Here is a 23581-nt window from a genome sequence, read left to right on the forward strand (position 1 = left end):
CGGGGCCTGCGACCCCGGCTTGTTGAAATTCTATCGCAGCCGCGATGGACACGACTTTAGTCAGGCAGCACCAGCCGCACGTCCGGGCCGCCGACGTTCAGTCGCGCCTCAATCGGCGGTAAGCCCTGCGCTCGCTCGATGCGCACCCAATAGGCGTCGACACCTGTGCTAAGGTCGTCGAACTTAAACTGGCCTTGTCCACCAGACAGCCACGTCATTAAGTAATCGGTACCACCTGCGGGATTGCGAAATGACAGCCTCAAGGGCACATTCGCGCGCGGCTTTCCGTCCGCCCCCATGACTTCGCCAAACGCCGATTGCGTGGGAAAGAATCGCAGTTCGACCGAGGGGGAAACATGCTCCGCGTCAACGCGCACCGGCATGCTCACCGCGTGCTCCCAGCCCCGCGAGGCCACGATTACGATCGCATTTTCCGCACCGAGCGGGATCGGGCTGACGAAGAAATCACCGGCCGTTCCGACCGTCTCATTGCCGAGCCCAAACGATGTCCACCGCTGCGGCGAGAAACGATATTTCACATGCGTCCCAACGCGCACGTCGCTGACCGCCGGCGTACCATCGGCGTTCAGCACACGCCCGCTCACGGCGCCGGCAGGCACAACCTCGACGTCATGCACCAGTGTCCCTTCACCCGGCGTCACATCGACCATGCCATCGGCAAACCAGTAACCGACGATATTCCGCGCCGAGTACGAAACGTAACCATCCGCGTAAGCATCGAGGTCAACAATGCCGTTCTCGATGTCGACTCGCCGATTGATCGTTTCTCCGATTTTTGATCGATCACCGATGATGACTTGCAGTTGCCCGACGGGAAACAACCCTGTATCCGGCCCAACGAAGCGTAGCTGCACGTGGCGCATGATCGGTACCGGCTGCGGCTGATCATCGACATTAATCACTACGTCTGTTCGGGGGTTGTTTACCTCTTGCTCGATCGTGTGCTGGGATGCGGTGATGGCCACTTTGCCTGGCACCAGGTTCGTAATCTCGAAGCGTCCTTCGCCGTCGACCACTTCGACGTTCGCCTTGCCCGAGAACAGCAGGCCGTATGAGAAATCCGGAGAAACCTGAACGCTGGGCTGCTGATTGAAATCAACGCACGGTGTCTCCTTATCGCGTGCGAGTTTGCTCAGGTCCCCCGTGACACGCCCCCGCACGGCGAAATCGGGACCGATCGTAAACCGCAGCGGCTTATCTCCGGCAAAGATCTTCGTGAACAATCGCCGGCCATCGTGCGGTGTGTCGACCAGCAGCGCGTATTGCGCAACATCGTCCAAACTGTCGAGCGAGAATCGTCCGGCATCGTCGGTCGTGGCCAGCACAGGACCACGATCGCCGTTGTTTTGCCCCCGGCTTCCAGGGCCGTATTGCAAAGCACAGCGAATCGTGGCGCCCGCGATCGGTTCACCGCTCACCGTTTCGACAACTCCCGTCGTCGGCGTTCCCCTTATCAGTTCTACAGGAACGACCGCGTCGGGCTTCAGTACCAGGTCTTTTGTCGACCAGGTTTGATAGCCGCGCGCCTTGATCGTCACATCAACCGGTTTGTCCGAGACGTGTGCAACCATAACGACTCCAGTCGCGTCGGCTTTTATCGGCAGGTCCAGACCACCGTGCATCTGGCTGAAATATAGATGTGCCGACGCTTCCGTGACCGTTTCCCGCGCATCGTTCATCAATTGGAACCGCGCGGCAAAACCTGGCTCAAGCACAATGTTGATTCCGCCCAACGTCTCGCCCGATCGCACTTCGAAGGGCCCCACAAGCGCTGGGGCGTAGTCGGGCGCATGCACGGCGAGCAACACGGTTCCCGGCCGAATCTTCTGCGAGAATTGCGGCGTCGCGAGCAACACCGTACCCTGATAAGTTGACTGCTCGATCCGGCTCAGCGAGGTACCATGCAAACCTTTCGGTAGTGGCTTGCCGTCCGAAGTCCTGATCGTCCCCTCTAATATCCCGTCACGGTACTCCGCCGGTAGGACAGGTCGCCGCCGATTGCGTTCTTCGTCGAGCACGATCAGTCGTTCGGCCGGCGAAAGCAGCTCGGCCGCTATGGCTACGCCCACCTGCGTGCCACGCCAAAGAACGGCAACCACCAACGCGCTGAGGCATGTGCTACCGAGCAGCCCGACCCAAGAGACGCGTAATTTCGGTCGATAGTCCGGCAGCAGCAGCCGCTTCACGCGATCGAGCAATCCGCCGTTGCCATACGCGACCGCGCCGGTGGCGAGGTCAGCTCGTGCCACGTGAAATCGTTCGCCCCAGGCGGCCAGCGTTTGCGCGTAATTCACGGTCCCGCCCGTCACGCTTACGGCCAGTTGATCGCAGCAGGCCTCGCGCTCTTGGCGAACTTGCCGGCTGATCCACCACACGGCCGGATTGAAAAACAAGATCGACTCGACAAACAACTGCGCGAGATTCACCAGGTAATCGTGCCGGCGAATATGCGCGAGTTCATGCGCCAGGATCGCCGCGAGCGAATCGATGGGCAGGCCGGCAACGAGCGCCGCCGGCAAAAGCACGGCGGGCCGTAGGATGCCCAGCACCGCCGGCCCCACCGTTCCGGCATCAATCAAGCGCACCGCACGGCGAATGCCGAGCCGGATGCGCAATGTCTCGACCAGCAAGCTCAGACGCGGATCATTCAGCAAAGCGCCACGCGCCAAGCGCTTAGCTCCGGCCACCAGCCATGCTGTTCGCAGCAGCATCACGCCAGTGCCCAGCAGCCACGCCATGGCGCCAACAGCGTACCAAGGCCGCCAGAAATCAGCCGCTTCTGACGGCGGAACACTACTCGCGGCCGACGCCGCAACCTTTGTCGCGGAATCAACCGAGCCAGGGCCGCCAGGCCGGGTCGCAGCAACCTCGGCCTGACCGCCCAGCGGCCCCTTCGTATCCTGCGTTACCACAGACGTGACGACTGTTTGCTTTTGTGGCAGATCCAATACTGACCAGGTCAGCAGACACGCAATAACGACACTGCACAGCGCAACCAGCGCCGCGACATAACGCACGTTGGCCCGGCACCCCGGCAGAACGCCAAGCACCATTCGTAGTAGCACCGCCGCGAGCGCTCCTTGCCAAACGCTGTGCGCAAGCGCCAGCAGCAAATGCCGCCACGTCGGGCCGGACAATACGTCGACGAGCCATGCGATCGACTCGGGCCAGGCAATCATCGTTCGTCACCCCTCTTTTTTCTTCGTCGCATCGGCCAGTACGCGGCGAATCTCCTCCAGCTCGTCCGCATCGACGCGCGTACTGTCCAACAGGCACTGCAGCACCTGGGCCGGACTGCCGCCAAAGACGTTGGCCAGCATCCCTTTCATTAGCGGGCGCAAGACCTGCTGCCGCTTCACCGCCGCACGATAGATATTCGCCTGCCCCTGCTGCGTGTGCGTCACTAACCCCTTCTTCTCCAGGTTCTGCATTACGGTCAGCACCGTGGTGTAGGCCCGATCCTTGCGGTCGGGCATCGCCGCACGCACGTCATGCACCGACGCCGTACCGCGCTCCCACAACACGCTCAACACTTGCAACTCGACTTCCGAAGGGGGCGTATAAGGCATGAATTCTATTTCCGGCAAGAGAGCATTCGGTACTATGCGCGTAGTATCTACTAAATCCATAGTAACGTCAACAACTTTTTCGAATGACATTCGTCGTAGGGGGCCCTATGGGCACCAGCGCCTATCTCTCCGCTTAAGCCCCACACAGCGCACCACCGTTCGCGTTCCCGCATGGTGCCCACAGGCCACCCTACCGACCGGCACCCGCAGGCCTTAAAATGGTCCTCGTTAAAGGACGCGACTCGAAAAACTGAGCACCTCCCCCCACGCATGGAAGCGCTGTTCGCCATTCTTCGCCGCTACTGGGGGTACGACTCGTTCCGGCCCCTGCAGGCCGAGGCGATTCAGGCCGTCGTGGCTGGACGCGATTCGGTGGTCGTGCTCCCCACCGGCGGCGGCAAGTCGCTTTGTTTCCAGGCCCCCGCCCTGCATATGCCGGGCATGGCTGTCGTCGTGTCACCGCTGATCTCGTTGATGAAGGATCAGGTCGACACGCTCGTCGATTGCGGCGTGCCGGCTGCCTGCGTCAACAGCACACTCTCGCCTGCCGAGCGCCGCGACGTAGCCGATCAGGTTCGCTCGGGCCGTTTGAAGCTCCTGTACCTTTCGCCCGAGCGGCTGATGACCGAGCAGACGCTCGGCTTCTTGCAAGGCGCGTCGCTATCGTTCATCGCCATCGACGAAGCGCACTGCATCAGCGACTGGGGACATGACTTCCGCCCGGAATACCGCGAGCTGGCCCGCCTCAAGCAGGTCTTTCCTGGCGTGGCGCTGCACGCCTATACGGCCACGGCCACTGAGCGTGTACGCACCGACATCGCGGCGCAGCTCGGCCTCGACGAACCGGAAATCCTTGTCGGCTCGTTCGATCGGCCGAACCTCGTGTATCGCGTGGCGCGGCGCACCGATCGGCTGCGACAAATTCGCGAAGTCATCGACCGTCACCGCGACGAATCAGGCATCATCTATTGCATCCGCCGGGTCGACGTCGAAACGACCTGCGAAGAACTTGTCGCCCTAGGTCACCAGGCGCTCCCCTACCACGCCGGCATGCCGGACGAAGATCGCCGCCGCAACCAGGACGCCTTCATCAACGATCGCACCAAGATCATCGTCGCCACTGTTGCCTTCGGCATGGGCATCGACAAATCGGACGTGCGTTTCGTCATCCACGCCGCCGCTCCCAAATCCTTGGAGAGCTACCAGCAAGAAAGCGGCCGCGCCGGCCGTGACGGGCTCGAGGCCGAATGCTGCCTGTTCTATTCCGGCGCAGACTTTCAAACCTGGCGCAGCTTTCAAAAGGAACTGCCCGAGGCGGCCCTGGCCGCGGCCGAACAACTGCTAGAGGGCATCGAGCGCTTCTGCATCGGTGTCGGCTGCCGGCATCGCGCGATCGTCAATTACTTCAACCAGCAGCTACGCGACTCGTGCAACGCCTGCGACGTCTGCCTGGGCGAACTCGACTATGTGAACGACTCGCTCGTCGTCGCCCAGAAAATCCTCTCCTGCGTACTCCGGCTCGAGCAGCGTTACGGCGGGGGATACACCTCGGCCGTGCTGACCGGCTCGCGCGAGCAGCGCATCCTGTCCGAGGGGCACGACAAGCTCAGCACGTATGGCCTGCTCGGCGAGCACGACCGCCGCGACGTGCGTGGGTGGATCGACCAGCTCGTCGAGCAAGAGTTCCTGGCCAAGGTGGGCGAATATATGACCTTGTCGGTGACGCCTGACGGGCGCCGCCTGCTGCGTGGCGAGGTGACACCACAACTCTTGAAACCGGCAGACCGCCCGCGCCGCGAATCCAAGGCTTCGCTCGATTCGTGGCAGGGAGTCGACCGTGGGCTGTTCGACGTGCTGCGGAAATGGCGCCGCGCCAAAGCCGAGGAGCGCGGCATTCCCCCCTTCATCGTCTGCGGCGACGCCACGCTGCGCGACCTGGCCCGCCGCCGCCCGGCGAGCGAAGAAAGCCTGCTGGAATGCCACGGCATCGGCGAAAAAAAATGCGCCGAATACGGCGAGGAACTACTGGGCGAAATCACCACCTACTGCGACCAACAGGGACTACGCCTCGACGTCGACGCCCAATCGCCGAAACGGGCGAAGCGCTAATCACGCTGATTCCGCAACAAGGCTTCTAGATACTCGACGGCATTGGCCAAATCGTTCGGGCCGAAGAACGTTTCGTTGACCGTTTCCCAAACCGCCTTCGGCCAGCAACCGTTGTCAAAACGATAAAACAAGCCGGCCTTCATCAAGTTGCGGCGATCGTTCTTTATGATGACAGCCAGCATGTCGGTGGCCGAATCGTGTTTCGCTTGCACAACTTGCCATTCGGGGAGTTCTCGCCAAACGCTGCCATGAATCTCGATCGCCAGATAACCGTCGATTGGCGAAATTGGCAAGGATGGCTGCAGAGCCTGTGGGCGAGGAAGTTCGCCGTATGCTACCCAGCCTTCGTTGGAGAAATCGTCCATGTCCCGATTCTAACTCGCTCCCGGCCCCCTGTACGGTAGCTGGCCTCTGCGAGGCCGGCGCTTTGATCGGGGGTCACAGCCCTCGGCCACAGTGCATCGTGCAACCGATTGCAGGCCATTTGGCCCTCACCACCTCCGCACTTACAATGGCCTGCGGGCTGTTCGGGGCTGTCCGAGTGTCTCTGTCGGAGGAATCATGACATCGCTTTTACAGACGTGCGTGCTGTTGACCGTGCTGGGCGCGGATCCAGGCTCGAAGGAAACTGCCTCGCCGCCGAACGAAACCGCATCCAACGCACACGTCGTGGCACTTCCCCGGCATAACTTCACGCTTCCGCCCGGCTTCGACGTCACGCTGGCCGCCGCTCCCGATTTAATCGAGCGGCCCATTCATGCCGACTTCGACGAACAAGGTCGGCTGTACGTTTGCGAATCGTCCGGCACGAACGACAAAGTCGAAAAGCAACTCGCCGAAGCGCCGCATTGGATTCTGCGCCTCGAGGATACCGACGGCGACGGCGTTTTCGATCGCCGCACGAAGTTCGCCGAGAAGCTGATGTTCCCCGAGGGCATGATGTGGCTCGACGGCGCGGTCTACGTCGCCGCGCCCCCCTCGATCTGGAAGTTCACCGATACCAACGACGACGGTGTCGCGGACAAGCGCGAGGAATGGTTCGCCGGCAAGACCCTGACCGGCTGCGCCAACGATTTGCACGGACCCTACGAAGGGATCGACGGCTGGATCTACTGGGCCAAGGGAGCCTTCGCCCAGCAGACGTACGATCGCCCCGGCAAGCAGCCGTTCCGCACCCGGGCTGCCCATCTGTTTCGCTCGCGCCCTGACAATTCCGGCATCGAGCCGGTGATGACCGGCGGCATGGATAACCCCGTCGAGGTCGCGTTCACGCCCGGCGGCGAGCGCATTTTCACCACCACGTTCTTTCAACATCCCGGCGGCGGAAAACGTGATGGGCTGGTTCACGCCATCTACGGCGGCGTGTACGGCAAAGTCCACAACGTGATCGACGGCCATCCGCGCACGGGCGAGCTGCTGCAGCCGATGACACATTTCGGCGCCGCAGCCCCGGCCGGCCTGATGCGCTACGAATCGAACAGCTTCGGCGACGATTATCGCGACAATCTGTTCGCCGCGCAGTTCAACATGCACAAGGTTTCGCGTCATGCCATGTCGCCGGAGGGAGCGACCTTCGTCACGCACGACGAAGATTTTCTCGCCTCGGACAATCTCGACTTTCATCCCACTGACGTTCTCGAAGATGCCGACGGCAGCCTGGTCGTGATCGATACGGGCGGCTGGTACAAGCTCTGCTGCCCCAGCTCGCAACTTTGGAAGCCCGAGGTCGCCGGCGGCATCTATCGGGTGCGACGCACCGCCGCGCCGGCGATTGCGGATCCGCGCGGCAAGCAGCTTGCCTGGGCCGACGCGACACCCGAGGCACTCGGAGCGCGGCTCGCAGACAATCGACCGGCGGTGCGCAAGCGCGCTCTGCACGAGCTTGCCCGTCGCAGCTCGGCCTCGGTTCCCGCCTTGGCAAAGCTGCTCAAAGAGTCTCCCGACGAACAAGCGCGCGCCCGTGCCGTATGGACGCTGGCCCGTATTGATGCCGCCGAGGCCAAGGCCACGATTCGCGCGGCGCTCGACGACCGCGACGAAACGGTGCGTCAGGCTGCCATCCATACGGTGAGCGTGGCGCGCGACCGCGCTGCGGTACCGGCATTGCTCAAAATCATCAAGCAAGGGACCGCACAAAATCGCCGTGCCGCCGCCGAGGCCCTCGGCCGGCTCGACGATCCCACGGCGGCGCCGGTCCTGCTGGCCGTTGCCGGCGAAAAACTCGATCGAACGCTGGAACATTCCGTGACGTACGCTCTGATCGAACTCGCGGCGCCGAAAGAAACCGCTGTTGGCCTGGCGAGCACCAACTCGCGCACGCGACGCTCAGCGCTGTTGGCAATGGATCAGATGTCAGGGGGCGGCTTACAACCCGAGGTCGTGGCCGCGCTCGTCACGTCCACGGATGCGTCGGTCAAGGCAGTCGCGACGTCGATCCTCGAGCGGCACACGAACTGGGCGGCCGCCCTCACTCCTTGGCTTTCGCGGCAATTAATCGCAGGCGCACTCACCGATGACAACGCCGAGCTATTTTCGAATCTGCTCGCCTGGTACGCCGCGGACGATCAGATTCAACAACTCGTCGCCGCACGCCTAGCGGACAATAGCACCTCGGCCGCGGAACGTAGTCGACTGCTGGCGGCAATGGCTCAGGCCGGCCGCAAGAATCTGCCTGGCGCTTGGGTTACGCCGCTGGTTGCCGTGCTCAATTCTGGCGACGATGCCCTGCTCCCTGCCGCCGTGGCCGTGGCCCGCGCGATGCCGGCGGCTGCCGATCAAGCGGCCGAGCTCCGCGCCGCACTGATCGCGGCTGCCGCCGATGAAAAATTGAACGTTGGCGTCCGGCTCGATGCTCTGGCCGCGGTGCCCGGCGGGTTGGCGGACGTGCAGCCGACCGTGTTCGACTTCGTTCGCAAGAACCTGGCGACCGACGCGCAGGTTTCGGTGCGTTTGGCCGCGGCCGATGTTCTCTCAAAAGCGCAACTCGACGACGCGCAGCTACTGGCGCTTGCCGATTCGGTCCGTTCGGCCGGGCCGCTCGAAATCGAACGCCTCGTCGCCCCCTTCGCCAAAAGCAAAAGCGACAAAGTCGGTCACAGCGTGATCGCGGCGCTGGCCAGTTCCCAGGCGCTATCCAATGTGCGCCCCGAAACACTCCAAGAAGTGTTCAAGGACTATCAGCCGGCCGTGCAGGACGAAACCAAGACGCTATTCGATCTGCTTGCCGCCAGTGCCGCCGAGCGAAAGGCCAAGATCGAAGAGCTGCTTACGCTCTCGTCGCAAGGAGATATCAAGCGCGGACAGTTGGTATTCAACAGCCAGAAGGCGGCCTGCGCCAGTTGCCATGCGATCGGCTATCTCGGCGGAAGCGTCGGGCCGGACCTGACCCAGATCGGCAGGATTCGCAGCGAGCGCGACCTGCTCGAAGCGATCGTTTTCCCCAGCGCCAGCTTCGTGCGCAGCTACGAGCCGATGACGGTCACGACCCACGGCGGCCAGGTCCACAACGGCATCGTACGCAAGGACGCGCCAGATGAAGTGATTTTGGTCCTAAACGCGAAAGACACCGTCCGCGTCGGCCGCGAAGAAATCGACGAAATGATCCCCGGCACGATCTCGGTCATGCCGACGGGTTTGGACAAGCAGCTTTCAGCCGCAGAACTGATCGATCTAATGACGTTCTTAAAGGCGTGCAAGTAGACCATCTTCTGTAGCCGGGTTCTATGAACCCGGTCCATCGCGCGCTTCGTGCAGCCAGTTCAGCAACGACTGTCGGACCGCATTCTCGCCCGCACACTCCGGCGCCGTTATATTGGCGCGATGCCCACTCGTCGCACTATCCTTGCCCGCAGTCAGGCGTTTTGCGAACGCTTCGGACTGCAGTTGCCGATTCTGCTGGCGCCGATGTCCGGCGTCTCGCCCCCCGCGTTGTCGATCGCCGTGGCACAGGCCGGCGGACTTGGTTCGTGTGGAGCGCTGATGCTCGAGCCGCCGGCAATTCTGCAATGGGCGGCCAATGTGCGTGCCGGCACCACCGGCCCTTTTCAATTCAACTTGTGGATTCCCGATCCCCCGCCGCATCGCGACGCAGCGCACGAGGCGCGCCTGCGCGAATTCCTGGCGAAATGGGGCCCGACCGTGCCCCCCGAGGCCGGTACGACGACGCTGCCCGACTTTGCCGCGCAATGCGATGCCTTGCTGGAAACGGCGCCACGCGCCATATCGTCAGTGATGGGCCTGTTCCCCGCACCATTCGTCGCGCAGCTGAAAGAGCGCGGTATCGCCTGGATTGCCAACGTCTCGACCTTGGCCGAAGCGCGTGCCGCCGAAGAGGCCGGCGCCGACGTCGTGGCGGTACAAGGCATGGAAGCCGGCGGGCATCGCGGCTCGTTCGATGCGGCCGCCGCCGAGCGGACGATGGTCGGCCTGTTCGCCCTGTTGCCCGCCGTGGTCGATGCGGTGCGCGTGCCCGTGGTTGCCACAGGAGGAATCGCCGACGCGCGCGGCGTGGCCGCGGCCCTGGTGCTGGGGGCATCGGCCGCACAGATCGGCACCGGTTTTCTGCGCTGCCCCGAGGCCGGCATCGACCCGGCCTGGGCCGATGCGATTTCCAAAACGCCGCCGGAAGGGACGCAGATCACACGCGCCTTCAGCGGCCGCGCCGGTCGTGGCATCGCGACCGAGTATGTTCGCGCCGCGGCCGCCGACGATGCTCCCCGCCCCGCCCCCTACCCCGTCCAGCGCGGATTGACGGCCGCCATGCGCACAGCCGCGCAGCAAACTCACAATGTCCAGCGGATGCAAGCCTGGGCCGGCCAGAGCGCGGCGCTGGCACGCGCCATTCCGGCCGGCGAACTGGTGAAGGAACTATGGCAAGGCACGCTCGACCTGCTCGGCCCGACGATATAACTTCCCAGCCAAGCCGATCACGCGCGGTGCCGCCGCCTGCTCAATCCGGCCGCTCGAATTGCGTCAGCCAGTCTTCGTTGAACTCCACGTGCTTGATCGCGTAACGCCGGAACGTATACGTGACGTGTATCTTTCCGTCGGCCGCTTGAATGATGCATGGGTAGGAATACTCGCCCGGGTTGCATTCCAGGCTGAGCGGCTTCTCCCACGATTTTCCTTCGTCGAGCGAGCGCACGATCGATAGCGGCGTCCGCTTGGTCTGCGAATCGTTGTACACCAGCAGCAAGTGACCGTTCGCAAGCTTGGTCATCGTGATGCCGGCGTCCGGGTTTTGCAGCGGCGTGGCTTCGGCTTTGCTCCAGGTTTGGCCTGCGTCGCGCGACTCGATGCGTGTTAAAAACCGGGCGTGCCGCAGCATCGCGAGCAAGCTGCCGTCGCGGCGCTCAATCACGGCCGGCTGGCTACCGCCATCGGTAAAGCCGGCCCGTTCCCACGACATGGCTCCCGGTTTGTGCGTCAGGAAATACGAACCTTCGACTTCGCCCTGCAATCCTTCGACCGGCAACAGGAGCGTGCCATTCCCGAGCGTGATCGGCGGATTGCGCGGCACGCACCACATCGTTTCCGCAAACATCGGCTGATCGTCGCTCCACGTCACGCCGTCATCGGCTGACGTGCGATAGAACAGCCGGCATCGATCCCAACCGCTGCCGCGTCCCATCGGATGTGTACCGTCCATGCGGCACCAGACGATCCACACGCGCTTTTCGGCGTCGCGAAAGATCACGCCATTGCCCGGCGGCGTCGGACCACCAGGGATCAGAACCTGCGGCGTGCTCCAATTCTTCTCGCCAGGCTTCTTGCGCGCCAGGAACAATGCCTGGTCATGCGCCGATTCATACGTCCCGCCGTACCATAAACAAAGCAGCTCGCCATTGCCCGCTTCGCAGATGGTCGAGCAGTGATGGGCCGGCGCGAACGGAATCTTTTCGAATACCAACTCGGACGAAAACGCGATCGTGCCGTAAGGATCGTTGAGCTCCTGTTTCTGCCCAGCCTCGGCGATCGGTGTTCCCCTTACGGGAGCCGACGGCGCAGCGACCGCTTGCTTGCGCAGCACGCTCATCACGGCCGCTTCGTATGCCTCGCGTCCTTTTTCGTCAGCGACTCCGCCGTGAAACACCAGCTTGCCAGTTCCGTCGAGCAGAAATAGCTCAGGCGTTGTCGTGGCACCTAAATGACGCGCCACCGCGCCGTCTGGGTCGCGGTAGATCGGAAAGATTGATCCGCGCCGCTGCGCAAAATTGCGCAACTCGTCGCTCGATTCCGCCGCGTTCGATGACACGCCTACGACCAGCACGTGCCGGTAGCGAAATTTGCTGTACAGTTTGTTGACCTCGCCGATCGCCCGTTCAGTAGCCGGGCAGCGGCTCGAGAGAAACAGCACGGCCGTGGCCGGGCGTTCGGCGTAGTTATTCATTTCGATCGTGTCGCCGGCCAGCGTCGACAGTTTCACCGGACCGGCCGCCGCGCCGATCTCGAGCGCGACCGCACGCGCGGGAATGCCCGTCGCGGCAAGCGTCATTAACAACGTGTACAGCACGCATCTCATAAATGTTTTCCTCGGCACGTTCCAAGACCGGTGCGGCGCAAAGTCCGCAGCCGCTGCACTATAGGCGGCCTCGTCACGGCGCTCAAATTGCCGGTCGTAGCGAATATAGACCCACCGGGCCGTGACCTATAATTGCCCCAGGGATGGCCAGGCGGCAGCCTTCTGAAAGTGGAAACACGATTTTGCCCGTCGTCAGAAAGGCGCGACGGACCGACGATTCGAACCGCGAGGTGTTTGCCATGCTCCGCCGAAAATTCATGTTCTGGGTCGGTTTCGGCCTGTTCGGTCTATCCGAAAAGCTGCGCGCCAATTCTCTCGACGATCTGGCCGCGGCGCTGATGCGCACCACAGAACCGAAGACGCCCACGACTGCGTCAGCCGTGACGCCCGAGCATTGGAGCATGGCCGGCAATAACACCTGGCGTTGGTACGAACGCGAAAACCTGATCGACGGTCGCTGGAAAATCACCGGCATCACGACTCCGGTCGATCGCATCACCGGCGAGCGCTACACAGGCCGAACCGGATACCTCGACGAAAGCCTGGTCCCGGCGCAATTTCGCGGCGTTACGCCGGCCAGCCATAGCGAACCAATCCCGAACGCCGGGCTCGATAGCGACGCGGGCAAGTCCAGCGCCCTGCGCATCGCACGACACGGCCGTCCCCCTAGCCGGTGGCTGCGCAGCCTCAACGCCAACGAACTGCACACCTGGCTGCGCACGATCGACCCGCCCGAGGCGGGCGTCGAAGGGATGACCTTCTTCGAGCATCTGACGCGCGACCACTCGTTCGACGCCGGAAAGATCACGGGCTTGGACGATTCCGATCTAGCCAAGCTGCACGCCGCGGCGCACGCCGGCTACTAGCCGCAGCGTGGCTTGTTTTATCAACCGCGAGTGCCCCAGTGCGCAACGCCCCAATCACTAGCGGGCCGGTCCGCGATGGACTTCTGGATAGACCGCCGGATCATCGATCACAGGCACGTTTTCCCCCAACAACTGTTGCCGAAAGAATCCGCTGACCAGCGCGTTGACGATCTTCACGGCGCGTGTCCCCTCGATCGTGCCAACGTCTTGGCTGGCAGTTGCTTTCGAGAGCGGTGATGACGCCGCGAGCAGCACGACGTCGCTGGCAAAGGTTTGATGCCGCGCGCCGTGGATGGTTATCAAGCGATCCGTCGGGGCGCGCAGGCCATTATAGGTCGAGAGACGGCGCTTCGTCAGATCCGGCGGAGCAGAACCGTCATCGCCGCGGCGGATCACCGTCTTCGGCGCGCCCGCGCCACGCTTTTTATCTTCCGCGCCTTTGTCGATCGTCTTCCCGGATTCCTCGGGAGATTTATCTCCCTCGCGCCGGACATGTACGTTGCCCGGGGGGAGCTTTGAAAGATCCGGAGGCTCGGAACAGAGCCATAGGAATTTCTCGCGAATCTTTTCGCCGTCGGTGCTGCTGAAGTCCGAACCGTCGAGATTCATGCCGGCACGAAAGCGTTCGTCACGCGCGACGGTCGCGGCCGCCGCCGCACCCCCAAAGGAATGTCCGAAGGCGCCCAATCGATCCAGCCGCAGCGATCCCTGCAGTCGACCGTCATTACTATTCAGCGTCGCTAACCAATCGGCCACAAAGCGCACGTCGGCAATCCATACTTCGCCGATCGCATCACGATGGTCTTGAATCGTGCGTGGCGAGATGGCAGGGTCTCGCTTATCGCGCTCGAATTGTGTGCCCGCATCATTTGCACGCACCGTGCGGCCATCGGGAAACACGGTTACGCCAGTGCTATACGTGTGGCAAATGCTGACAACCACGAAACCTTGGCTGGCCAAGTCCTCCAACGTCGCGGTGTAAAAGAGAGGATGAGTTTGGAAGCCCGGCGAGAATATCACAACCGGGAAGCCGGCTGTCGACAGCAAGGGCGCGGCGTTTTCCACAGCGTGACAGCGCAGCCGCTGCGCATACGAGGCGGGCTTGTGGTACGCCTCGGCAATGGCAGTCGCCAGTCTCTCCTCGGCGTAGGGCGAAGAAACCGCATCGGCCGCCACCTGGGCCGGATAGTGAACGATGACCACAAATTCGCGCACATCGTCGTCATCCGCGGTGAAAATCTCCTTCCGCGATCGATCGATCAAGGCGTAGCTAGCTCGTCCAACGCTGTAGCGGCCCGTGGGCTTCGGTAACTCGATCGGTGAGGTGGCGGCACTGTTGGCTCCCTCGGGTTCTGCCGCGCCAGCCGCAAAAGCAACGTTCAAATAAGCACATGCCACGATCGCCGTGACGAGTCTGCCGCACGTCGTCTGCCGCATTATTTGCTCCTTAGCACTGGGCATCGCCGGAATAGGAACTTCGGATAATGAGTTACCGGCAGCCGCGAAATCTTTCACTACGGCGAAGGTTTGTCGATCGCCCCGCTTGGTTTTCTGGCCCGCTCGGCGATAATCTACGTCGCATGTCGAGCGCCGCTTCCAGCACACCGAAGGATACGCTCTCCGGGTTGCGCGTGGCTTTTGCCGGCAAATTGGCCGGATTGAGCAAACGCGAAGCCCAGCAACTGCTGCGCGCGCATGGCGCGACGCCTGTCGACGATCTGGCCGGGGCCGACCTGGTGGTGCTCGGCGAAGGCGCACCAAGCCCGGCGATTGGCGAATTGCTGGGGGGCGAAGCGCGGCAAGCGCTCGAAGATGGCAAGCTTGTGGCCCTTAACGAAACGCAACTCTGGCAGCGACTCGGTCTGATCGAGCAGGATCAAAACGTCAGCCGTCGATACACGCCGGCCATTCTGGCGGAACTCGTCGGCGTGCCGGTCGCCACCGTGCGTCGCTGGCATCAGCGCGGCTTGCTCGTGGCAGGACGCCAGTTCGGGCAACTGGCGTATTTCGATTTCGCGCAGGTCGCCACAGCGAGGCAGCTTGCGGCGCTCGCCGCGGCCGGCGTTTCGCAACGGCAGATCGAAAAGCAATTCACGGCCCTAGCCCGCTGGTTCCCCGACTCGCAGGATGCGCCGGCCCAGGCGCCGCTGGTGGTCGAAGGAAAACGCTTGTTGGTGCGATCCGGCGACGGTCTGGTCGAGGCACACGGCCAGCAGCGGCTCGATTTCGATAGCCGCGATTCGGCCGACGGTGAACCTGCCACAACCCCCGTTGTGCCGCTGGGCGCCCCGGTCGAAGTCCCCCTGGCCGGCCCAGGCGAGATGGTGGAAATCGCGCACACCTTGGAAGAAGGGGGACAGCTCGACCTGGCCGCCGAGATGTATCGTGCGGCATTGGCAGCCGGCGGTCCTCATCCCGAAACCTGCTTTGCCCTGGCCGACGTGTTGTATCGCTTGGGAGAAGTTGGCGCCGCCCGCGAGCGCTATTACATGGCCATCGAGTTAGACGAGAATTACGTCGAAGCGCGAGCCAACCTGGGCTGCGTGCTGGCCGAAACTGGGCAATTCGATCTTGCAGTTTCGGCCTTTGAGGGTGCCTTGGCCCACCATCAGGATTTTCCCGACGCGCACTATCACCTCGGTCGCGTACTCGATGATCTGGGTCGCACGGATCAAGCTGCCGAGCACTGGCAGCGGTTTCTCGAACTGGCCCCGGATAGCCCTTGGGCCGCCACGGCGCGCGAACGCCTTTCTCTTTAGCTGGCCTGTGCGATGCGCGTGACGGCCGTGCTCTCGGCGGCATCTAATCGCCAATCGCGTTGTGTGCGCTGGCGCCTGCTCGCGATCTGGAAGGTGTTATGCCAACGATAGTTATTGCAATTCGTTTGGCCTGATCGCGGCATCTGGGGGTTGCAAAATGACCCCCAAAACGTATCTTGCAAGGGAGTTACGGTCGCTGCCAGACCGCAGGTAGGGTGACGAAAATCGAGCGCGCGACCTGGCATGAGCTGTCGCGCGGCCTGTAGACTTGGCGAGCGCGGGTGACATGGATCAGTTTCTCTATAGATACACGCCGATCGATCCAACGACGTGGGTTTACCTATCGTCGTTGTTGACGATCGCCATCTATTTCAAGTTCAGTCGCGTCTGGAGTGTGCGCAACCTGGATCTGGTTGGGCTCATTGCTCTGGCCCCCGGCCTGCTGATGGTGCAACAGGGGGGAACGGCCGGCCACGTCGGATACGCCTGGCTGTTCGCCACCGGCGGATTCTTTCTCGTCCGGCTGCTGGTCGACCCCATGATGGTTCGCCGCCCGCTGTTGGAACCGAACCTCTCGCCGGGTGGATTGACGTTCGCCGCCGTTTCGCTGTGCGTCTTCCTCATGGTCAATGCCATGACGCGCGAAATCACGGACAGCGATCTCGATGGTCCTCGCCGCCTCGACGAACTGCTCTCGAACACCGAAACACAGGAAGAAGCCGATGCGAGCCTGGCCACGCACGGCCCGGCGTATCCCTGGATGCACCTGCTGGCCAGCATTCCCACCAAAACGCTAGTTGTTAAAGAATCCGCCGACACCGTGGCCCCCGAGCAATTGCGCGAGCTGGAGTATTCGACCACCGTGCGCCTGATGGCCATTCTCTCGCACCTGGCCGTCGTGACAGGCATGGTGCTGATCGGCGCGCGGCATTTTGGCAGTGCGCGCACGGGCGTTGCGGCGGCGACCTTGTACTTGCTGCTTCCCTACACCGCGCAAATGACCGGCCGTGTCGAACACGTGCTGCCTGCGGCGCTCGTTGTGTGGGCGGTGTTCGCCTATCGGCGCCCGATGATTGCCGGCATCCTGCTGGGCCTGGCGACGGGCGTGATCTACTATCCGATTTTCTTGCTGCCCTTATGGGTCGGCTTCTACTGGCACCGCGGCTTGCTGCGATTCTCGGTCGGATTTCTGGCGATGCTGGTCGTCGTAATTGGATTGCAGTTCTTCGCCGTCGGCGGCATCGAGCCACTGTTGAAGCAAGCCCGCGAGGTGTTTGGCTGGACCAGCCTATCGCCGCAGGACACCAGCGGCTTCTGGAGCTTCAACGAATCGACGAACCCGTATCGCCTCTCGGTGCTGGCCGGCTACGCGGCACTGTGTGCCAGCTTCGCATTGTGGCCGGCGCAAAAGAACCTCGGCACGCTGCTAAGCTGTTCGGCCGTCGTGATGCTGGGAACGCAATTCTGGCAGCCGCAAGAGGGCGGCCTGTTCATGGGCTGGTACCTGCCGCTATTGCTGCTGACGATCTTCCGGCCAAACCTCGAAGACCGGGTCGCCCTGAGCGTCCTGGGCGATGGCTGGCTCTCGTACCGCAAGCGTGCGCCTTCGATCCGGGCCGCATAGTTGTCGGCGAGAGAGCGTGGAATACGGCGGCGCTGACGTTCTTTGCGATACGCGCCGTCGTGACGTACGTGATGGCCGATGCGTCCGCCGGCAAGCTATTCAGCCAGTGTACCCGGGCTGACGCCGATATCGACGATTGAGCACGCCATCACGACGTTCAGCCCCAGTTGTTCGGCACGCGTGACGACCTCGGAACTTTCCGTGCCGGGGTTGAGCCACAATTCGTCGCAGCCGCGGGCTGCAATTTCGTCCAGCAGCTTCAGCACAACCGGCGGCGGCAGATAAACGCTGATGCGGTTGAGTTTTCCGCCCGGCACCTCGGCCAAGGTGTGCGAAACCGAGAGCCCTTCGATCTCGCCCCCCTTGGGATTCACCGGGTAAACGTCATACCCCTGTTGCAGATACGCCCGCACGGCCTTGTTGCCGAATTTCGTTCGATCGGGACTGGCTCCGAGAACAGCGATCGTGGGTTTTGACATGTTGGCTCCCTCCAAAGATCATTGAACCATTGTCGCGCGGGATTCAGGCCGCGCTTCGCTCAGCCGGTCACTCGCGCTCGCGCCGCGCATCCACCATCGGCGTGCGTTTCTGGCTGGCCAACCAGCGTTTCCACGCCTGCTGATCGTAGCCAAAGTCTTGCCCAGTCAGCGAGGCCAGCGCGTTGCGCACGTTCTGATTGTTGAAATTCCGATCCTCGGTCTTCGGACCACCGCCGCCAAAGCTAAACGTGCCGCCGCCGTTTCCCCCACCTCCGCCGAACGTCGGATTCATATTGCCGCTGGGGGGCGCAACCTGCACCGAGTGGAGCGTAACCAGGGAATCGATCAACGGTCGGACCGCGCTTTTGTCCTTCATCCGCCCAAGCGCGTCCGCCGCCCGATTGATCATGTAGTTTTCTTTCGACTTCAACCGCCGGATATACGTCGTCACGGCCACGGTGCCCGTCTGTTTTTCGAGGTAATCAAGGCAGGTCATGCGGATTTCCTCGTCCGCGTCATCGAGTGAAAAGATAATCAACGTCTGCCAGGCGTCGGGCGACCCGATGCGAGCCAGCGTTTCGATGTACATCTTGCGAATTGTTTCGTTCGTCTCGTCGCGCAACTCCTTCTGCAATGCCGGCACGGCCATCGGATCGTTCAGCTTTTGGAACTGCGCGAGGGCTTCCTGGTTACGCTCGCTGTCGATCCAGCGCCGCCACATGTTAACCTTCTTGAACCACTCCTTGCGGGCCTTTTCCTGGTCGCGCTTGCGCTTGATCTCTTCGATCTGCTGCGGCACGCGGTAATGGCCCGAGTCGTCCTTGACCATGCCGCGTTCCTGGAAAACCTCCTCCTGAGTTTTCCATTCGCCGTTCACTTGCTGATAACCCAGCGCACGCCGGGCCTTGGCATTGTCGGGATCGAGTTCGATGACCCGCTCCAGGTGGCGAACGCGCTGCTCGGGCAATTGCATGGTGCGGCACAATTCGGCCAAGGCCATTTGCCCCTCGACCGTATCGGGATAATCAGGGCGATGCTTGATGTACTCGATCTCGGTCGATTTCGTGCGCCGCATCTCGGCGACCTGGTCCCGTGCGAGCGTGATCTGCCCCCCCGTGCTCGTCTTGATGACGTAACTTGTCCGGGGGTTCTCGGTGGTATTCTGCAAAGTCCCCTCGACCTGCCCGCCGTTCTCCAACACGAACGTATCGGCGCGCACCGTCCTCAGGGTCGATGGCAAAAGAATCAAAACCACCGCGGTAGCAATTTGTTGCTTCATGGCTGCCTCTAGCCACGCGAGTTCCGAGAGGGACACCGGCACGTTAAAATCCGTGCGCGCCCTGGCTTTCCTCAAGTATACGGATGGCCGGCCGAGCCCCACAACGGAATACCGGTCGCGGACCGGTTTTTCCGGCTATTTCGCCCAGGACAGGTGGTCAGTATGAGCGACAGCGTCGCCCAGCATCGGGCCCAATCGCCGAGCGCCTTGCGGTGCGCCGTCATCACGGTCAGCGACACCCGCACGCAGGAGACCGACACGGGCGGGCAACTGGTCGTCGACAGGCTGCAGGCGGCCGGCCACCAGGTCCAGGCCCGGGACATCATTCCCGACGCCCCCGAACGCATGGCCGGTCTGGTCGACGAGCTTTGTTCGCACGACGATATCGACGCGATCCTACTCACCGGCGGCACCGGCATCAGCAGCCGAGACCAGACCTACGAAACCATCTCGCGCCTGCTCACCAAACCGCTTCCCGGATACGGCGAGCTGTTTCGCATGTTGAGCTATCAGGAAATCGGCGCCGCCGGCATGCTCAGCCGCGCCGTGGGCGGGGTGATCGGCCGCGTCGTCGTGCTCACCATGCCGGGTTCACCGGCCGGCGTCCGCCTGGCCATGGACAAGCTAATCCTGCCCGAGCTGGGACATCTGGTGCGCGAGGCGCGACGATAAGCGACGAGCATCTCGGCCAGAGCTGGTCCTTACAACATCACCTGCAAATAGACCACGTCCAGCCAGCGATCGAACTTTCGCCCCACCTCGCGTAACTGGCCAACGCGTGTAAAGCCCAGGCTTTCTTGCAGGGCAATGCTGGCCGTTTGGTCGGCGCTTGCGCCGCCAATCAACACGTGATATCCGATCTGCCGTGCCCGCTCGATCAAATGTTCGAGCATTCGGCGTCCCAGGCCGCGGCGATGAAAACCTTGCGCGATATAGACCGAGGCTTCCACCGTTCCATCGTAACCAGCCCGGGCGTGAAACTTCGATAACGATCCCCAACCGACCAACGCGCCGTCGATCTCAACGACAACAACCGGATACCTCTCCGCAGAATGCAGACCGAACCACGCTTGCCGGTCCGCCAAGGTCTCGGGCTCGAGCTGATACGTGCATGTTGAATGCAGCACGTAATAGTTATAGATCTCGCTGATCGCGGGCAAGTCTCCGGCGCTGGCGTCGCGAAGCGCGAACATCTAACGATCCTCACGCTTGACGCGACTGATCCTCAGGCCTGTCAGGATGCTGCGCGGACCTCGTGCTGGGTAATGCATCCTAGCCGCGTCCACAGCGGAGTAAGTGCCATAGCTGAGCTTGCGGCCAGTTCCTGCAGCTCGCCCGCCGCTTGCCGGCCAACGCCGCTTTCCAACATAGCAAACGAGCGAACGAACCACGCCCCCAAGCGGGTCGTAGGGCGGGCAAAATCGCAAAGCAGAAAGACGCTCCCTGGCTTCAGGATGCGATTTACCTCGGCCAAGGCGCGCAACTTGATCTCTCGAGGGAGATGATGAAACACCATCGAGCTCACGACGATGTCCGCCGACGCGTCGGTAACCGGCAAGTTATCGGCCGAGCCTTGCAGCAGCTTTGCGCGCGGCACGCGCCGACGAGTAATACGAAGCACCCGCTCGTCAATGTCCACGCCCGTCAGGGATAGGTCAGGCCTACGTCGGGCCAGGCGGCGCAACACGGTCCCCGGTCCACACCCTAGATCGACGATCGAGGCCGCTTGCCCCGCGCGCTGGCATACGTCATCGACCACGCCGCGCCACACGCCGGCCAACATGGGCCACGCCAAGAGTTCGTAGGCGGGCGTGAGAAAGTGCAGCCCTGCCGCCGGCAGAAAATCGGTGTCGCGAAAATCGCCTGTTGCCGAATTGCCCGACATCTTGTTGGATATCACTTCGCTCGGTGGATGTCGTAAGCACTACGCCTTGGGACAAGAGCTTGCCGGCAGAGGTTCGCCGCCGCGCAAAGAGCCGCTCTGAGCGCGCTCGCTGACCGCAAAAGCGTGCGCGCTTCAGTCCAGTTCCCCCAGCCACAGGCGAAGCTCGTTCTCGTATTCGCTGGCCAGGTCCCCCTTGATCAGTTGGCGGTGGAAGTTCGCCGCCCCTTCCTTCACCAGGTCGGCTGCCTCGGCGCTGGGGAATCGCAACGTCGGGTCCGGAGCCACGAGGCTGCGAATCAAAGTCATCAACAACTCGTTGCAAACCACTTCGCGCGGCAAGCGTTCGTGCAGACGTTGCACAAGGATCCGTTTGGCTTCCAGCAATTCTGCGTAGGTCGTTTGCCCGACAAATGGCGGAGTGCCCGAGAGCATTTCGATCAGCACGTATCCCAGGCTGCACAAGTCGGAACGCGGCGACGATTCGCCCCCTTCCAGCACCTCAGGCGCGGCGTAAGTCGGCGTGCAACTGCGCCGCGTAGGAGGCTTCTCCATGTCGAACGCGGAGCCGATGTCGATGATCTTGGCGTTGCCGGTCCGCTTGAGCATGATGTTCGACGGCTTGATATCGCCGTGGACAATCCCCTCGCGATGCAGCGCGGCCAGGGCCGCCAGGCACTCGCGTAACACCGCGATCGCGATGCCGGGCTTCAACCGCGGCTGCAGCGGACCGGTCGTGACGATGACGTTGTTCAAATAATCCCAGCGACGATTGCTGACCCGATCGCGCGTCCGTTGCAACATCTCGTGCGACAGCAGCCGATCCAGGTCGTAACCGTCGACCCATTCCATTTCCATCAAGCGGATGCGATTGCGCTCGACGAAGTTGTGTACGTCCAGCAGATTATCCTGCTGAATCTGCGCGACGCGCGCCGAGACCTCGGCGATCCGCCCCATCGCTTCGTCGTAACTGCGATCGTCGGGATAGTGCAGCGGCGAAAAAATCTTCAGCGCCACCGGCAGCGTGAAATTATCGGTGCCGCGCCGCTCGGAGAGATAAACCACTCCTTGCCCGCCGGCTCCCAGCAATCGCAACAAGTGCAAATGCTCGGTCCAGCTCATGCGCTGCTCTTCGACCAGTTGCCGGTACTTCTCCAGCAACACGTCGGGGCAGCGTTTTGTTTGTTGGCCATCGATCGTCAGCGTGGCCAGCGGTTGCAAATACGTGGTGCTTGACATGGTGGGCTCAAATCTCGATGCGGGGTGCGCCGCCTGGGCAGGCAATTCGTGTTAGGCCCATCTTATGACTATCGCCCCCGATGGGTCCAGACAAATTGACGCAATATTGACCATCACATGAGTCAATGAGCGCGCATGCGCCCGAGATCTCGAGTTAGCTGCACTGCTACCACAGAAAAAAATGCAGAGCGATGAATCCGAAAAAAGCCGCAATCAAAAGCGCTGGCATTCTCCGATCTTCCTACTGCCTACTACCTACTGGCCACCGGCATTGGATATCCCAAACGTTTATCGACCAAATTGGCCAGCGGCTGACCAGCGTGCCAGCGTGCGAGATTCCCACAGAAGAAATTCGTCATATCGTCAATGCGCCGCGCACACTGACCACCCACATGCGGTGTGATGATGACATTCGGTTGCGACCATAGTGGGCTATCGACAGGCAAAGGTTCTTCGGCGGTAACGTCGAGACCCGCGCCGGCCAGATGTCCCGATTCCAGCGCCGCGACCAGGTCCCTTTCTACTACCAATGGGCCGCGAGCGACGTTGATCAAAATCGAACCGGGCCGCATCATCTCGAAGGCGCGCCGATCGATCATGTTGCGTGTCAGTTCCGTCAGCGGCGCCGCGAGGAACAAGAAATCCACGGCGCGCAGCACATCATCCAACCGATCGGCCGGCCATAGCGCTTCGACATAGTCAGGCTTGTCGATCGGATACATGTCGGTAGCTAGGATGCGCGTTTTGAAGACACGCAACACTTCGGCCAACCGCCGCCCATTGCCACCGAAGCCGATAATGCCAACCGTGGCATTAGTCAGATCACGCGTCGGCCGACGAATGAACTCACGCTTTGCCTGGGCGCGAAAAAACACGGGCAGACTGCGGGTCAGCCCCGTCGTTAACGCAATCGCATGCTCGGCCACCTGATCAGCCAACACGCCCGAGGCACTGGTGACGACGATCTCCGAGCCCACGACCGACGGCACCAGGCAATGGTCCAAACCGGCCGCCGAAGATTGAATCCATTGCAATCGCCCGCGCGCGACCACCTCCTCCCACGGCCCAGGCACCTTGGCATGACCGCAAAAAATATCTGCCGTCAGCAGCTCGCGCGCGACTCCTTCTTGACCGGCATCGACGACCTCGGCCTCAGGTGCCGCGGCGGCAATCTGCGCGACATGGCGTGGCTCGACAGGATAGCAGAGTACAATGCGCACGGGGAAAGGCTCTT

General features: G+C 62.2%; 18 protein-coding genes. 7 read left to right on the forward strand and 11 right to left on the reverse strand.

The window, feature by feature from the left end:
* Nucleotides 1-56: 56 nt before the first annotated feature.
* Both VGN12_22495 and VGN12_22500 read right to left on the reverse strand, forming a co-directional pair.
* Nucleotides 57-3200: a M56 family metallopeptidase gene (locus tag VGN12_22495; protein HEY4312235.1), complete on the reverse strand. Its 3144-nt coding sequence runs from the start codon at nucleotides 3198-3200 to the stop codon at nucleotides 57-59.
* A gap of 6 nt (nucleotides 3201-3206) precedes the next feature.
* On the reverse strand, nucleotides 3207-3590 hold the full coding sequence (locus VGN12_22500; GenBank protein HEY4312236.1) for a BlaI/MecI/CopY family transcriptional regulator: 384 nt from the start codon (nucleotides 3588-3590) through the stop codon (nucleotides 3207-3209).
* Between the two features lie 270 nt (nucleotides 3591-3860).
* Here VGN12_22500 and recQ point away from each other — a divergent pair, with 270 nt between their 5' ends.
* On the forward strand, nucleotides 3861-5699 hold the full coding sequence (gene recQ / locus VGN12_22505) for a DNA helicase RecQ (GenBank protein HEY4312237.1): 1839 nt from the start codon (nucleotides 3861-3863) through the stop codon (nucleotides 5697-5699).
* On the opposite strand, the gene VGN12_22510 is transcribed toward recQ, so the two are convergent.
* A complete protein-coding gene (locus VGN12_22510) occupies nucleotides 5696-6064 on the reverse strand; it encodes a hypothetical protein (protein ID HEY4312238.1) in 369 nt (122 codons plus the stop codon). The genes recQ and VGN12_22510 overlap by 4 nt on opposite strands.
* A 196-nt stretch (nucleotides 6065-6260) precedes the next feature.
* On the opposite strand from VGN12_22510, the gene VGN12_22515 reads away from it, so the two are divergent.
* Entirely contained in the window at nucleotides 6261-9398 is a 3138-nt protein-coding gene (locus VGN12_22515) for a PVC-type heme-binding CxxCH protein (GenBank protein ID HEY4312239.1), read from the forward strand.
* A gap of 120 nt (nucleotides 9399-9518) precedes the next feature.
* Entirely contained in the window at nucleotides 9519-10607 is a 1089-nt protein-coding gene (locus VGN12_22520; GenBank protein HEY4312240.1) for a nitronate monooxygenase, read from the forward strand.
* Between the two features lie 40 nt (nucleotides 10608-10647).
* Here the strand turns inward: VGN12_22520 and VGN12_22525 are convergent, their stop codons facing one another.
* A complete protein-coding gene (locus VGN12_22525) occupies nucleotides 10648-12219 on the reverse strand; it encodes an exo-alpha-sialidase (protein ID HEY4312241.1) in 1572 nt (523 codons plus the stop codon).
* A 239-nt stretch (nucleotides 12220-12458) separates the two neighbouring features.
* Here VGN12_22525 and VGN12_22530 point away from each other — a divergent pair, with 239 nt between their 5' ends.
* Nucleotides 12459-13085 carry a hypothetical protein gene (locus tag VGN12_22530; GenBank protein HEY4312242.1) on the forward strand — a complete coding sequence of 209 codons (627 nt, stop codon included), beginning with the start codon at nucleotides 12459-12461 and terminating at the stop codon, nucleotides 13083-13085.
* Nucleotides 13086-13142: 57 nt separating this feature from the next.
* On the opposite strand, the gene VGN12_22535 is transcribed toward VGN12_22530, so the two are convergent.
* Nucleotides 13143-14522: a hypothetical protein gene (locus VGN12_22535; protein ID HEY4312243.1), complete on the reverse strand. Its 1380-nt coding sequence runs from the start codon at nucleotides 14520-14522 to the stop codon at nucleotides 13143-13145.
* Between the two features lie 47 nt (nucleotides 14523-14569).
* Between VGN12_22535 and VGN12_22540 the strand changes: the two genes are divergently transcribed.
* Nucleotides 14570-15844 carry a tetratricopeptide repeat protein gene (locus VGN12_22540; protein ID HEY4312244.1) on the forward strand — a complete coding sequence of 425 codons (1275 nt, stop codon included), beginning with the start codon at nucleotides 14570-14572 and terminating at the stop codon, nucleotides 15842-15844.
* A 286-nt stretch (nucleotides 15845-16130) separates the two neighbouring features.
* Complete coding sequence (locus tag VGN12_22545; protein ID HEY4312245.1) at nucleotides 16131-17468, forward strand: hypothetical protein; 1338 nt, start codon at nucleotides 16131-16133, stop codon at nucleotides 17466-17468.
* A gap of 95 nt (nucleotides 17469-17563) precedes the next feature.
* On the opposite strand, the gene VGN12_22550 is transcribed toward VGN12_22545, so the two are convergent.
* Together VGN12_22550 and VGN12_22555 are read right to left on the reverse strand one after the other, a co-directional pair.
* Complete coding sequence (locus VGN12_22550) at nucleotides 17564-17947, reverse strand: CoA-binding protein (protein HEY4312246.1); 384 nt, start codon at nucleotides 17945-17947, stop codon at nucleotides 17564-17566.
* A 67-nt stretch (nucleotides 17948-18014) separates the two neighbouring features.
* Nucleotides 18015-19226, reverse strand: coding sequence for a HEAT repeat domain-containing protein (locus VGN12_22555; GenBank protein ID HEY4312247.1), 1212 nt, complete (start codon nucleotides 19224-19226; stop codon nucleotides 18015-18017).
* 162 nt (nucleotides 19227-19388) lie between these two features.
* Here VGN12_22555 and VGN12_22560 point away from each other — a divergent pair, with 162 nt between their 5' ends.
* Complete coding sequence (locus tag VGN12_22560; GenBank protein ID HEY4312248.1) at nucleotides 19389-19898, forward strand: MogA/MoaB family molybdenum cofactor biosynthesis protein; 510 nt, start codon at nucleotides 19389-19391, stop codon at nucleotides 19896-19898.
* A gap of 29 nt (nucleotides 19899-19927) precedes the next feature.
* Here the strand turns inward: VGN12_22560 and VGN12_22565 are convergent, their stop codons facing one another.
* From VGN12_22565 to VGN12_22580, 4 genes are all read right to left on the reverse strand, one after another.
* The gene (locus tag VGN12_22565; GenBank protein ID HEY4312249.1) at nucleotides 19928-20419 is read right to left on the reverse strand and encodes a GNAT family N-acetyltransferase; all 492 of its coding nucleotides are present in this window, start codon (nucleotides 20417-20419) and stop codon (nucleotides 19928-19930) included.
* A 41-nt stretch (nucleotides 20420-20460) separates the two neighbouring features.
* Nucleotides 20461-21126, reverse strand: coding sequence for a class I SAM-dependent methyltransferase (locus tag VGN12_22570; protein ID HEY4312250.1), 666 nt, complete (start codon nucleotides 21124-21126; stop codon nucleotides 20461-20463).
* Between the two features lie 117 nt (nucleotides 21127-21243).
* Nucleotides 21244-22347, reverse strand: coding sequence for a serine/threonine-protein kinase (locus VGN12_22575; GenBank protein ID HEY4312251.1), 1104 nt, complete (start codon nucleotides 22345-22347; stop codon nucleotides 21244-21246).
* A gap of 251 nt (nucleotides 22348-22598) precedes the next feature.
* On the reverse strand, nucleotides 22599-23567 hold the full coding sequence (locus tag VGN12_22580; GenBank protein ID HEY4312252.1) for a D-2-hydroxyacid dehydrogenase: 969 nt from the start codon (nucleotides 23565-23567) through the stop codon (nucleotides 22599-22601).
* Nucleotides 23568-23581: the final 14 nt, after the last annotated feature.

This window comes from Pirellulales bacterium, from assembly GCA_036499395.1.
Taxonomy (GTDB): Bacteria; Planctomycetota; Planctomycetia; order Pirellulales; family JACPPG01; genus JACPPG01.